13 protein-coding genes are annotated in these 11990 nt (G+C 61.9%); 5 read left to right on the top strand and 8 right to left on the bottom strand.

Features of this window, described 5'->3' with window-relative positions; all coding sequences use genetic code 11:
• Nucleotides 1–4: 4 nt before the first annotated feature.
• The 3 genes from LB571_RS03320 to LB571_RS03310 form a co-directional block, all read right to left on the bottom strand.
• Nucleotides 5–625, bottom strand: a complete 621-nt coding sequence (locus tag LB571_RS03320; RefSeq protein ID WP_224592285.1) for an FMN-binding negative transcriptional regulator — start codon at nt 623–625, stop codon at nt 5–7.
• A gap of 133 nt (nt 626–758) precedes the next feature.
• Entirely contained in the window at nt 759–1907 is a 1149-nt protein-coding gene (locus LB571_RS03315; protein WP_224592284.1) for an amidohydrolase, read from the bottom strand.
• Nucleotides 1908–2005: 98 nt separating this feature from the next.
• Entirely contained in the window at nt 2006–2461 is a 456-nt protein-coding gene (locus tag LB571_RS03310) for a hypothetical protein (protein ID WP_224592282.1), read from the bottom strand.
• A 215-nt stretch (nt 2462–2676) separates the two neighbouring features.
• Between LB571_RS03310 and LB571_RS03305 the strand changes: the two genes are divergently transcribed.
• From LB571_RS03305 to LB571_RS03290, 4 genes are all read left to right on the top strand, one after another.
• Nucleotides 2677–3537: an FAD binding domain-containing protein gene (locus LB571_RS03305; RefSeq protein ID WP_224592280.1), complete on the top strand. Its 861-nt coding sequence runs from the start codon at nt 2677–2679 to the stop codon at nt 3535–3537.
• Nucleotides 3537–4013 carry a (2Fe-2S)-binding protein gene (locus LB571_RS03300; RefSeq protein WP_015316741.1) on the top strand — a complete coding sequence of 159 codons (477 nt, stop codon included), beginning with the start codon at nt 3537–3539 and terminating at the stop codon, nt 4011–4013. Before LB571_RS03305 ends, LB571_RS03300 begins: the two co-directional genes overlap by 1 nt.
• Before the next feature lies 1 nt (nt 4014).
• Nucleotides 4015–6279, top strand: a complete 2265-nt coding sequence (locus LB571_RS03295) for a xanthine dehydrogenase family protein molybdopterin-binding subunit (protein WP_140876546.1) — start codon at nt 4015–4017, stop codon at nt 6277–6279.
• Between the two features lie 72 nt (nt 6280–6351).
• Nucleotides 6352–6597 (top strand): MoaD/ThiS family protein, encoded by a 246-nt coding sequence (locus tag LB571_RS03290; protein WP_224592279.1) that lies wholly within the window; start codon nt 6352–6354, stop codon nt 6595–6597.
• 134 nt (nt 6598–6731) lie between these two features.
• Here the strand turns inward: LB571_RS03290 and LB571_RS03285 are convergent, their stop codons facing one another.
• The 5 genes from LB571_RS03285 to LB571_RS03265 form a co-directional block, all read right to left on the bottom strand.
• The gene (locus LB571_RS03285) at nt 6732–8054 is read right to left on the bottom strand and encodes a hypothetical protein (RefSeq protein ID WP_224592276.1); all 1323 of its coding nucleotides are present in this window, start codon (nt 8052–8054) and stop codon (nt 6732–6734) included.
• A 235-nt stretch (nt 8055–8289) separates the two neighbouring features.
• Nucleotides 8290–9141: a hypothetical protein gene (locus LB571_RS03280; protein ID WP_224592274.1), complete on the bottom strand. Its 852-nt coding sequence runs from the start codon at nt 9139–9141 to the stop codon at nt 8290–8292.
• Nucleotides 9138–10055 carry a hypothetical protein gene (locus LB571_RS03275; protein WP_411961412.1) on the bottom strand — a complete coding sequence of 306 codons (918 nt, stop codon included), beginning with the start codon at nt 10053–10055 and terminating at the stop codon, nt 9138–9140. Before LB571_RS03275 ends, LB571_RS03280 begins: the two co-directional genes overlap by 4 nt.
• 218 nt (nt 10056–10273) lie before the next feature.
• Entirely contained in the window at nt 10274–10621 is a 348-nt protein-coding gene (locus LB571_RS03270) for a hypothetical protein (RefSeq protein ID WP_224592270.1), read from the bottom strand.
• The gene (locus LB571_RS03265) at nt 10621–11193 is read right to left on the bottom strand and encodes a hypothetical protein (RefSeq protein WP_224592268.1); all 573 of its coding nucleotides are present in this window, start codon (nt 11191–11193) and stop codon (nt 10621–10623) included. The genes LB571_RS03270 and LB571_RS03265 overlap by 1 nt, the downstream gene beginning before the upstream one ends.
• Before the next feature lie 262 nt (nt 11194–11455).
• Between LB571_RS03265 and greA the strand changes: the two genes are divergently transcribed.
• Nucleotides 11456–11938, top strand: coding sequence for a transcription elongation factor GreA (gene greA / locus LB571_RS03260; RefSeq protein WP_224592977.1), 483 nt, complete (start codon nt 11456–11458; stop codon nt 11936–11938).
• The last annotated feature ends 52 nt before the right edge of the window (nt 11939–11990 follow it).

Raw genomic sequence — 11990 nt, 5'->3', positions numbered from 1 at the left:
GCCTTCACGAGATGAGGGCGGAGACCTCGCGGTCGGACGGACGCTCGCTCGCGGCCAGCCCGGAGGCCACGCCGGCGCGGTCGGCGGCGTTGCGGTTCTGGCTCATCTTGCGCTTGCCTTCGAGCCTGACGACGGGCATGCGCAGGCCGACAATGCCGCGAAGCTGCGACTGGACGAAGTCGAGCGGCGCGTCCGACACGGCCCAGGGCGCGGCGCGCGCGCCTTCGTGCAGGTTGGTCAGCCGGGTGACGACCTCCAGCAGCCTGTCCGCATCCTCGAAGAACTCGACCGGACCGTAGGCGTGGACCGCCGCGTAGTTCCAGGTCGGCACGACCTTGCCGGTTTCCTGCTTGGTGGCGTACCAGGCCGGCGTCACATAGGCGTCCGGGCCCATGAAGATGGCGAGCCCGTCGCCGATCGCGGGAACGCGCCACTGCGGGTTGGCCTTGGCCAGATGGCCATGGATGACGCCGTGCTCGCCCTCGGTCTCGTCGAGAAAAAGCGGCAGCGGGGTGGCGAGCGGCCCGTCCGCCGTGGCGGTGACGAGATTGGCCAGCCGCGCGGCGCGGATCGTCGCGATCAGGCTGTCCTTGTCGTCGTCGCGGAAGGCGGGCGGCGTGTACATTTTCGAACTCCTCGCGTTGCCCTCACAGATGCCACACAATCGGGCCCGTTGGAAATATCCAGTTCGAGGCATCCAGGTGGCCAGTCGATCGGGGACGGTGCTTTGCCACGGTGCTGGCCGGATGCCGCTGAGATCAGCCGAGAAGGTTGCGCGCGGTCCTCATGAAGATCTTCGAGCCGATCGGGATCAAATCGTCGGGAAAGTCGTAGTCGGGATTATGCAGGGCAGGGTGCCGCTCGCCCGCACCGAGGAAGAACATCGCCGACCTGGCGCTGTGGCCGAACAGGCCGAAATCCTCCGAGGCGCGCATCGGCAAGGCTTCCTCGCCATGCTCGACGCTCTCTTCATCGAGGGCGCGCCGCAGGTGCTCGACCGCATCCGGCGCGTTGACGCTGGCGACGAAGATCTCGTGATAGTCCCAGCTGGCTGAGAGGCCGTGGCGGCCGGCGATCTCCTTGACCAGGGTTTCGGCGGCGGCGCAGAGGTCGGCCATGCGCTCGTCGCGGCGCGTGCGCAGCGTTGCCCAGACCTCGGCGTGGGCGGGCGCGATGCCGAACACGGCTTCGCCCATCCGCGCATGGGTGACGGTGACCATGGAGAAATCATCGACGGCGAAAGTCGCGCGGCCGAGCGCGGGCAGGGCCGGCATCAGCTCCGAGATCGCCGGCATGGGCGAGGTTCCGGTCTCGGGCATGGAGGAATGCGCGGTCTTGCCCTCCAGCACGATGCGCATGCCGCGCGAGGCGCAATTGACGACGCCGGGCTTGAGCCTGACCTCGCCGAACGGCACGCCAGGCAGATTGTGCAGCGAGAAGGCGAAATCCGGCGCGATCTCGCCAAAGCGCGGATCGGCGACGACGCCGGCCGCGCCATTGCCGGTTTCCTCGGCGGGCTGGAACATCAGCACGACGCGGCCGCTGGCGGGCCGTTCGCGCCCGAACTGGCGGCCAAGGGCGGCCAGGATAGCGGTATGTCCGTCATGGCCGCACATATGCGACTTGCCAGGAATTTGCGATGCATGCGGCACGCCGGACAGTTCCTCGATGGGCAGCGCGTCGAGTTCGGACCGAAACAGGACGGTTGGTCCGTTTTTGCCGCTGTCGTAGATGGCCGCGACGCCGTGGCCGCCGAGGCCGGTCAGCACCTTGTCCGGCCCGGTGTCGGCAAGGAAGGAGACGACCTCTTTCGCCGTCTTCTCCTCCTCGTTCGAGATTTCCGGCTGCCGGTGCAGCTTGCGCCGCCACTCGGTCAGTTCGACAATGTCGCGATTGGTCAGGGTCATGGTCTTTCGCCTCCACTGCGGTCCTGTGCTAGCGATAAACGGCCGTGCCTACCACGGTCCAAGTCCGGGGCTTTGGCGGGCCAGGCCTCGCGACCGGTCTACTTCACGCGGTTGGGGCAGAGCGCCTTGAACTGGTCCAGCGTATAATCGTAGCCCGAGGCGCCGGAGCCATCCAGCACCACCTTTTCGTCAACGGCGGTGATCCGGTAATCCGTCGTCACATCCGTGCCCTTGTTGCGGCCCTGGAACAGCATGGCGGCGCCATAGAAGGTGGTGAATTCGCCGGTCTTGCAGTTGGCGGTGATTTCGAAATGCAGGGGCGCCTTCATTTCCGCATCAATGCACTCCTGGGTGAAATCATGGCCATATTCGCGGCAGTAGAGGCGGGCCTTCCGCCTGTCGTGCCTGGCCAGGATACTGGCGTGCGTGGAGCCGATGCCCGACTTTTTGACGATGGTAAGCTCCATTCCAACCCGGGCGCCGTAATAGAGTGTCGCGGCGCCAGCCGGCGCGGCCAGCATCACGGCGCAAAGCACAGCCAACAGACGTCGCATGGAAACTCCTCCCTTGGCCGGGAAGGATTGACGCACGGGACGGGGCGGTCAAGCCCCAATTGGCCCCACTGGCTGACGCTTCCCGGCCATGTTCCAGGTCGAGTGGACTGCATTTTGCCGCACCTGGCCCAATCGCCTCGGCTCGGGAAACGGATGGTCATTATGAGACGATTGTTTATAACGGTCGCTGAAAATCGCGATACCAAGGGGAGACGATGCGCTACATACGTCCGCTTTCAATCGAAGACGCCGTCGGCCAATTGGCCGGATCGGCCGGCCCGGCCGCCATTCTTGCCGGTGGCAGTGACCTCCTGGTGAGGATGAAGGGCGGCTTTGTCGAACCCGAACTGATCATCGATATCAAGTCGATCGCCGGCTTGCGCGAGATCAGGGAAACCGCCGACGGCTTCAGCATCGGCGCCGCCGTGCCTTGCGCGGTGCTGGGCGAGAACGCCGGCTTGAAGAAGGCTTGGCCCGGAGTGGTCGAGGCGGCCAAGCTGATCGGCTCGAAGCAGGTGCAGGGACGCTGCACCATTGTCGGCAATCTGTGCAACGCCTCGCCGGCGGCCGACAGCGTTCCGGCGCTGGTGGCGGCGGGCGCCAAGGCCGTGGTCGTCGGCCCGTCGGGCAAGCGCACCATTGCCGTCGAGACCGTGCCGACCGCGCCGGGCCGGACATCGCTCGCCAAGGGCGAGATCATCGAGGCGATCCTACTCGGCAAGCCCGCGCCGCGTTCGGCCGATGCCTATCTCAGGTTCATTCCGCGCACCGAGATGGACATCGCCGTGGTCAGCGCCGGCGTCAACCTGACGCTGGACGGTGCTGGCGTCGTGACGGCGGCCCGGGTGGCGATCGGCGCCGCGGCGCCGACCGTGTTGCTGGTGGAAGAAGGGGCCGAGGCCCTGATCGGCCGCAAGCTCGACGAGGCAGCGCTGGAGCGGCTGGCCAAGGTCTGCGCCGGCGCCTGCCGGCCGATCGACGACAAAAGAGGCACAATCGAATTCAGGCGCAAGGTTGCGGGCGTGCTGGCCAGGCGGGCCGCAATGACCGCCTATGCACGTGCAGGAGGCAAATGATGGCTGGCGTAGCGGTTTCAACCACGATCAATGGCGACAATGTCGAATATCTCTGCCAGCCCGACGAGACGCTGCTCGACGTGCTGCGTGACCGGCTCGGACTGACCGGCGCCAAGGAAGGCTGCGGCACGGGCGATTGCGGCGCCTGCAGCGTCATCGTCGACGACCGGCTCGTGTGTTCGTGTCTGGTGCTTGGCGCGGAAGCGGAAGGCCGCCGCATCGAGACCGTCGAGGGCATGGCGCATGGCGACAGGCTGCACCCGCTGCAGCAGAAATTTCTGGAGCACGCCGCACTGCAATGCGGCATCTGCACGCCAGGTTTCCTGATCGCGGCCAAGGATCTCTTGGCCAAGAATCCCGACCCGACCGAGGAGGAAATCCGCTTCGGCCTGGCCGGCAATCTCTGCCGCTGCACCGGCTACGACAAGATCGTGCGCGCCGTCCAGGACGCGGCCATCGTTATGAAGGGAGCCTGAGATGAATTTCGATCCGCGTTTTTCGGGGCGTAAATTCGCATCCGTCGGCACGCGCCCGATCCGTCCCGACGGTGTCGACAAGGTGACCGGCCGCGCCCGCTATGGCGCCGACTTCAACATGGCCGGCCAGCTGGTCGGCCGCGTGCTGCGCAGCCCGCACGCGCATGCCAAGATCCGCAAGATCGACACTTCGAAGGCGGAAGCGCTTGCGGGCGTCAAGGCGGTGATCACCGCCGCCGACCTGCCCGACCTCACCGATGGCGATGCCGCCATGTACGACATCCTCGACAATTGCATGGCGCGCACCAAGGCGCTCTATGACGGCCATGCGGTGGCCGCCGTCGCCGCGATCGACGCCCGCACGGCCAGGCAGGCGCTGAAGCTGATCGAGGTCGACTACGAGGTGCTGCCGCATGTCACCGATGTCGACGAGGCGATGGCGCACCACGCGCCGCTGATCAACGACACGATCTTCACCGAGGGGCTGGAGGAAAAGCCGGTCAAGGCTTCCAACGTCACCAAGCGCTCGCAGTTCGGCCATGGCGACGTCCATCAGGGTTTTGGGCAGGCCGACTTCATCGTCGAGCGCTCGTTCAAGACCGAGCAGACGCACCAGGGCTATATCGAGCCGCATGCCTGCGTGGCCAATGTCAGCTCCGACGGCACGGCGGACCTGTGGGTCTGCACGCAGGGGCATTTCGTCTATCGTCAGCATTGCGCCCAGCTGCTCGGCATGGAAGCCTCGAAGCTGCGCGTCACCTCGTCGGAGATCGGCGGCGGTTTCGGCGGCAAGACCCATGTCTGGGCCGAGCCGGTGGCTCTCGCCCTGTCGCGCAAGGCCGGCCGCCCGGTGAAGCTGGTGATGACCCGCGACGAGGTGTTCCGCGCCTCGGGCCCGACCAGCGCCACCTCGATCGACGTCAAGATCGGCGCCCGCAAGGACGGCACCATCACGGCGGCGGAAGCGACGCTGCGCTACAGCGCCGGCCCCTATGCCGGCTCCTGGGCCGAGATCGGCGCCATGACGGCCTTCGCCTGCTATCGTCTCGATAACGTCAAGACGGTGGGCTACGAAGTGCTGGTCAACCGGCCGAAGACCGCCGCCTATCGCGCGCCCTCGGCGCCGATGGCGGCCTTCGCGGTGGAAAGCGCCGTCGACGAGCTCGCCAAGGAGCTCGGCATGGATCCGGTCGAGTTCCGCATCAGGAACGCCGCGCAGGAAGGCACGCGCTCGTCCTACGGCCCGGTCTACGGCCCGATCGGCATCGGCCCGACGCTGGAAGCGGTGAAGAGCCATGCGCACATGAAGGCGCCGCTGAAGGAGAACCAGGGCAGGGGCATGGCCTGCGGCTTCTGGTTCAATTTCGGCGGCCAGACCTGCGTGGACTTGAACATCGGCATGGACGGCTCGGTGTCGCTGGCCGTCGGCACGGTCGACGTCGGCGGTTCCCGCGCCTCGCTGTCGCTGGTCGCGGCGGAGGAGCTCGGCATCGACTATTCCCAGCTCAAGGCGGTGGTCGCCGACACCTCTTCCCTCGGTTACAACGACATGACCGACGGCAGCCGCGGCACCTTCTCGTCCTCGATGGCGACCATCTCGGCCGCCCGCAACGCGATAAAAATCCTGCGCGAGCGCGCCGCGCAGATGTGGGACATCTCGGTCGACGACGTGATCTGGGAACAGGGCCATGCGGTCGCCAAGGGCGAGAAGCACGGCAATCTCGGCAAGCTGTCGCTGAAGGAGATCGCGGCCAAATCGGGCACCACCGGCGGGCCGATCGCCGGCCACAGCGAGCTCGTCGCCGACGGCGCCGGCGTCTCCTTCGCCACCCATATATGCGATGTCGAGGTCGACCCCGAGACGGGTTCGACCAGGGTGATCCGCTACACGGTGGTGCAGGATGCCGGCAAGGCGGTGCACCCGACCTATGTCGAGGGCCAGTACCAGGGCGGTGCGGCGCAAGGCATCGGCTGGGCGCTCAACGAGGAGTATATTTACGGCAAGGACGGGCGACTGCAGAACGCCGGCTTCCTCGACTACCGCATCCCTGTCTGCTCCGACCTGCCGATGATCGACACGCAGATCCTGGAAATCCCCAACCCCAACCACCCCTATGGGGTGCGCGGCGTCGGCGAAACCTCGATCGTGCCGCCGCTGGCGGCGATCGCCAACGCGGTGTCGAACGCGGCCGGCGTGCGCATGACCCACATCCCGATGTCGCCGCCGCGCATCCTGGCGGCGATCGAGGCGGAACGGGAAGGCTAGGCCATGATGCCGAAAAGTGCGAAGCGGTTTTCGGACAACATCATGGCCCATACTGAATAGGGTCTTGCTCTGATGGTCGAGGTCACGCTCTGGGGGGCGCTCAGCCAGCTTGCCGGAGGCCAGAGCAAGGTCGAGGTCCAAGCCAAGGACATCAGGGAGCTGTTCAGGAAACTGGCTGAACAGTATCCCGCGCTCGAGCCATGGATCGAGAAGGGGATCGCGGTGGCGATCGACGGGGTGATTTACCGGGATACGTGGGGGAAGACGCTGCCGCCGGGGGCGGAGATATTTTTGCTGCCGAGGCTGGCTGGAGGGTGAGGGGGACACCCCGCCTTCGTTTAGCACTATGCCTTGATAGGGTCGCAAGCGAACTGTCTGGCTCCGGGTGCCAATGGTCGATACTAGGTATAGAACCTGCTACTTGGCTGTTGTAGAGGTCAGACCGTCGGCGCCTATTCTGGAAATTGCTGATTCCGCGGTCCATCCTGCGCTGCCATCGCCGCGTTGCTACCCGCTGCCCAGGTGCGATAGATCAGGTTGTCGTCTGCGAGGAAAAACTCGCCACCAAGCACCTCTGCGCCATCTTCCACGAGGCGCTTTTTCATGGCGTCCTCGCCGGCGATCGCAATTTCTGCATTCGCATATGGTGCGGCGTCGGGCTGAGGGTTTGGCTTGAAGACCTCCCAATGGAAGGCTCCTCTGGGATAGGCGCTCTGGATCTGATCGCGACGCGCCTGCGGGCTCTTTGAGAAGCCTACTTTGATGATGTGTTTGTCTTCGACTTCATCATCCCGAAGCCCCAGATAGGCGCCGATGTTGCCCACGAGGCGGAGTATATAGATATGCTTCGGCCCGTCCGTCTCCCCGACCAAATACGGCCGTGAGGCCGGTCGAACGGCGCGGCTCGGGCTAAGCGCGGATTCGAGGGTCTGAATTGTGGGGTCCACCGGCTCCGTCTGCCCATAGACCGGCACCTCGTAGACGTCCAACTCATAGAGCTCTGCCGCCTCGTCGGCTGAGACGGGGACGCCGTTTGCTCCTATGAGTTCTGCATTCGAGCCGCGATAAGCCTGAGGAAACAACTCTTCTACTGGACGCCAATCCTCCGGAACGATGCGCCACGCCCTCGTCGCCTTTACCGCATAAAGCCACTTCCCGCGGGAGTCCCGATCGCGCTCCTTTTCAGCCCAGCGATCCCCCGAGATGAACTCCTGCGCGTGACCGATGTCGTGGGAGATCTCAAGCACTCCGACAACCTTGCCGCGCATGTTCTCCGGGCCCTTTCCCTTGGTCACGTAGATCGCGACCAGTGTCCCGGGTTTAGAGTTGCTAAGGTAACGGGCCCGCCGAGCTTCGTCGGCAAATCCGATGCATCCCCAACTGGCTGGATCGAAGCCCCAGAACGATGTCAGCCAGACTTGGCGGCCATCGGGTAGGGTATCGGTGGCCGGGGCGAGTTCTGGAACCGACGTCCAGTCAAACGCAAACACCTCTTGCTGGGCAGCCTCGATGTCTATAGCTCCGAGTGCGCTGCGGATGTATGCCATCGCATCTTCAGCCGGATGCCGCTCCCCCTTCTTCACTAGGATCGTCGTGAGAGGCGGCAGCCCACGATCCGCCAAATAGTGCAGAATGATCTCGAGATTTCGCCCAAGCCCGCGGCCCGTTGGATGGTTCCAGCCTACTGCCTCACCAACCTGCTGGTATGTCGTCCGCCTCTTATGCAGAGCCTTTGCAGCCAGGAAGCGGGCGATTTCGAATTGAAGCGCGTCCATTGGTTACCCATCATTTCAAGTGAATGCACAAAGGACCAATTTTTCATCAATTCCATTGCGCACTGATGTACAGGGGAGGTTAGCTTGCTTCCTTGCTGCCAGAAGTCCCCGACCCTGGCTTCGTTCGCGGCCAGTGGAAAGACCGTGCTAGAGCTCCGCTACCGGGCAAGAAGTCAAAAACGAGATCAGTAATTGCGCTTATAGCAGTCGCCTCTTTCATGCCGAGTGACATCGGCTACCCCCTCTCAGCATTTTCCGACGTCTGGTCCGGATGAATAGCAGGTGTCTGGATTTCGACGTCGCAAACCACGCTACAGAAAAATCCGCTCGTGGTGGCGAGTTGGCTGGTTTGGGCATCTATCGATCCGTCGGCTTTCCTTGTAAGTGACCGACTGTGATCGTCCGACCGAAACCGCATGTATCGGCTGATGTTGGCTAGGCCAACAAACAATGGCCGAAACCCAAAACCGTGCCCCTGTTCGGTGTAGTAACGGGATACTCCTTCGTCCAAGGCCAATTCGAGCGCGGTGCCCGCATCAACCAGATGGGCATATGTCGGATTGCTGCGAAGGCTGTTCAGTACCCCCCTTCCAGCATCCCCCACAACAAATTCGAAACGGCCGGGTGAGGCGCTATAGACAACGTAGCCGGAATCGATACGACCGCTATGGTCGATGACGTTTGCATAAAACTCGCCAATCGCCGCCGTTAGCTTACCGCCATAGTCGTCAGAAAAACCGGCCGATATCGCTGCCCGTTTGGCGCGTAGCACGAAGTCGGTCCATGCGAGCTCATCTAGCAGAAGTTTGTCGACCGAAATAAATCCCTGGTATCCCGATCTTGGCTCGAACCAAGCATCCGTTTCGCGCATGTTGCGCATAAGTTCGAGGTAGTTGTCCGCCGTTAGCCAAAGGGGGCCGCCATCTCGGTTTAAAATGTTTGGCTGCGTGTGCCGCAACTCTAAAAGCGGTCCGAGGCCATCGGCATTGGTCGTCGGCAGGTTAGCCTCTGTGATCGTGCCGCTCTGCACTCCGAGGCAAATGTCATCTACAAGATCGAAGGTCAGCGTCTCGATTTTCCACCTCACGCAGCTTTTGCAAAAGGCCCATCGCAGCCGTAGTAGGTGGCTCGCAAAAAGGCGATCTGCTCTTCAACATTGTGGCTCAGAAGCTTGTCGACGGTCTCGCCGACAACGGTCGGCGCCGGGGGCCAGCGAAGCGCATTGTTGTCTAATCGTTCGGCACGCTGGCGCTTCAAGGTTTTCATGAAAGCATTGGTCTCAATGTAGATGACGCGGCGGTAGAATTGCCGCAGAAACGGAATGACCTTAGGATCGCCGCGAACCACGATGTCCAGTCCCCTGCCGGAGGCCTTGGCTAGATCAGCGAGCCTATCCAAGTGAAACTGCGTTCTGAGCTTCTGACCTGAGCCGGTGATAAATTCGTAGGCGAGCGTTTCGATCTCGGAGCGCTCGCCAATAAATTTCGACCAGCGCTCAAAGTCCCGATAGGTCCGGCCGTTGGGATGGAGTGCGCAGGCCACCCCTTCACGCTGGAATTCTTCGAATGTGATGGCGATGCGCTTTATCGCGTGAAGATCATCTGTTCGCGGATTGTCGAGCAGAAGACTGAAGTTCGGGGTCGTTACAAGCGCGATCCCAAGTTCCTTCATCGCCCTAATGATGGCGATGCGCTGCTCGCCGAGAGTCCACCACGGCTCAATCCTATGATCGTGATTGACGCCGGTTAGAACAAGGTCAGCGGTGGAGTCTATGTTGTATGTCCGACACAAGGCTTCGCGCGTTTTGAAGTGAAGCTTCCCGCATTTGAAATCGATGAGATCGGGCAAGCGCAAGGCGAACACTTTGCCAGCGAGCGCTGTCGTTCGACTGCTTCCATGGTAGATGAGCGGCACGATATCCGCGCTCAATTTTGCAGAACAAATGGCTGTGCGTGGAATGTCGTCAAATCCGAAGCCGCCAACCTCCCGCATCTGCTGCACAAAGAGCTGCGGCTTAAGCCGACATACACGCGTGCAATGAGCCGGGTTCCCGCAGCAGAGTTGCAAACAATCGAAAATTGAATCGCGGACCGAAAGGCCGCCGCATTCATAGAAGTGCGGGCATCCGGGGCAACCCAATGCCATGGTGTTCCTGTAGGGATCGTCTGTTAGCGCCCGGACGATCACCTCATGGCTTCGCGTGTCTGGACGATTAAGGTTCAGCACAGAGATACTTCTGCTTTCTTCGAGAGCTTGTGTACTCGGCCGACGACACCGTTCGCTGCGCCTCCCGATTTTTCAATTGCAGAAATTACATCGCCAGCGGGATTATCAAATGAACCGACGACGCTATTGCCTCGGCGCAAACTCACCCGTCCGCCCTTAGTCTCTACGATAAGCACTTCACCGTTGGCGACATTTACCCCAGCGGTGATCGACGCAATTGCGCGGCGCGGCTGGTTGGTGGGATTGACCGTGAACAAGCCGGGCGTCGCAAGCTCCGCTCGCTTCGTATCGACGTGCTTGCGGATCGTTTTCTTTGTTCGGTTTAAAAATTCGACCCCCATCAGATTACCTCCTCAAATAACGGACGATAGTATTTCGAACGACCCTGAGCGAATTCACGAATCACACCGCGAGCCGCAAGACTGGCAAGCCGATTGTTCCACGCCGTGGTGCTCTTGGTCTGCTCAGCTTCTCCAAATTTTTCCATGAGATGGTTGGCGTCAACTCCATTATATTCGTTCACTAAGTCGAATGTCATCTGTTGCTTCGGATCAAGGCTGCCAACCAACTCGGCTCCCGAGACGCGTTCGTCGCGGTCCAAGCGGCAGCTCATAATCGCATCACCTTTAGTATTCGCGACGATCAGCAATTCATCCAAAATATCATCATTTATGTTTGCAACAACGGGATAATATTTTGATGAAAGGGTTCGCATGTACGCTTTCAGAGCGAACACTGATTCTCGAAGATAGCTGGCGGTAGCCACATCGATATTTGTAAAGTCGAGGAATAGCGGTGTCGGCGCAGCCGGCTCGCGATCAATGGCCTTCACAAAGGCCGCAAAAGCGGCTTTGCCATTGATGGAGCCAGATAGCACGGGGCCGCTCCCAATGATTGCCATGTCCATTTTCATAATCGTCACCTTACTCACGTGTCTAGCGTGAGATATAGCCCGCTGGTCCATAATGTCAAGAATTTTCTGCTTGGCACCAAGGTCTCGAATGTCTTGGTACGGCCGCTAGAGAACCGTCGGATCCTGGCATTGAGGGCAGGGAGCAGACCCGCCGTCGGCCCCTGTGGACATCGCCGCCACCACCCGTCGAATTGTTGCAGCTTTATCGTCGCCCATGGGTTATCCCATTTCCCAACACCATTCGACACGGAGTTCCAATCCATTGAGCGTAGCCTTTGCCAAGGAGGAAAGTGCGGAGGTGGCGTCGGAAACCGTGCTGCCGGCTCGACCTGTTTCTGATCGGATCAATCTCGTCACCGAGGCGGGTCTCAGGATGCTAAGGGATGAATTGGCGCGCGCCCGGCAGGCGCTGGAGGCGGCTAGCGTGCTGGATGATGTCAACGAGAGGCGGCGGCAGTCGGCGGTTCCGGTTCGGGATGTCACCTATTATGCCGAACGCGTCCTTACGGCTAAGCTCATGCCGGCGCCGACATCCAATGACGTGATCGCCTTCGGGCACACCGTTACCTTCGCGCGCGATGATGGCCGCACCCAGACCTTCCGCATCGTCGGCGAGGATGAGGCCGACCCGTCCCGAGCTTCCATCTCGCATGGTTCACCGGTGGCCATCGCGCTGATCGGAAAGGCCGTTGGCGATGTTGTCCAGCTGGGGCCGCGCGAACTCGAAATCCTGTCCATTTCCTAGCAGACCACCCCTCCTAATAGACCACCCCAGCCGCCTTCGCCCGCCCATACAC

The organism is Mesorhizobium sp. BR1-1-4, from assembly GCF_020165375.1.
In the GTDB taxonomy this organism is placed as follows: domain Bacteria; phylum Pseudomonadota; class Alphaproteobacteria; order Rhizobiales; family Rhizobiaceae; genus Mesorhizobium; species Mesorhizobium australicum.
Note: the sequence above shows the minus strand (reverse complement) of the source record. Positions and strands in the feature narration are given on the sequence as shown.

Coding starts and splice junctions, on each gene's coding strand:
- LB571_RS03310 (WP_224592282.1), bottom strand. CDS start 2,461: ATGCGACGTCTGTTGGCTGTGCTTTGCGCCGTGATGCTGGCCGCGCCG.
- LB571_RS03290 (WP_224592279.1), top strand. CDS start 6,352: ATGGTCGAGGTCACGCTCTGGGGGGCGCTCAGCCAGCTTGCCGGAGGC.
- LB571_RS03300 (WP_015316741.1), top strand. CDS start 3,537: ATGGCTGGCGTAGCGGTTTCAACCACGATCAATGGCGACAATGTCGAA.
- LB571_RS03305 (WP_224592280.1), top strand. CDS start 2,677: ATGCGCTACATACGTCCGCTTTCAATCGAAGACGCCGTCGGCCAATTG.
- LB571_RS03270 (WP_224592270.1), bottom strand. CDS start 10,621: ATGGGGGTCGAATTTTTAAACCGAACAAAGAAAACGATCCGCAAGCAC.
- LB571_RS03315 (WP_224592284.1), bottom strand. CDS start 1,907: ATGACCCTGACCAATCGCGACATTGTCGAACTGACCGAGTGGCGGCGC.
- LB571_RS03295 (WP_140876546.1), top strand. CDS start 4,015: ATGAATTTCGATCCGCGTTTTTCGGGGCGTAAATTCGCATCCGTCGGC.
- LB571_RS03265 (WP_224592268.1), bottom strand. CDS start 11,193: ATGAAAATGGACATGGCAATCATTGGGAGCGGCCCCGTGCTATCTGGC.
- LB571_RS03320 (WP_224592285.1), bottom strand. CDS start 625: ATGTACACGCCGCCCGCCTTCCGCGACGACGACAAGGACAGCCTGATC.
- LB571_RS03285 (WP_224592276.1), bottom strand. CDS start 8,054: ATGGACGCGCTTCAATTCGAAATCGCCCGCTTCCTGGCTGCAAAGGCT.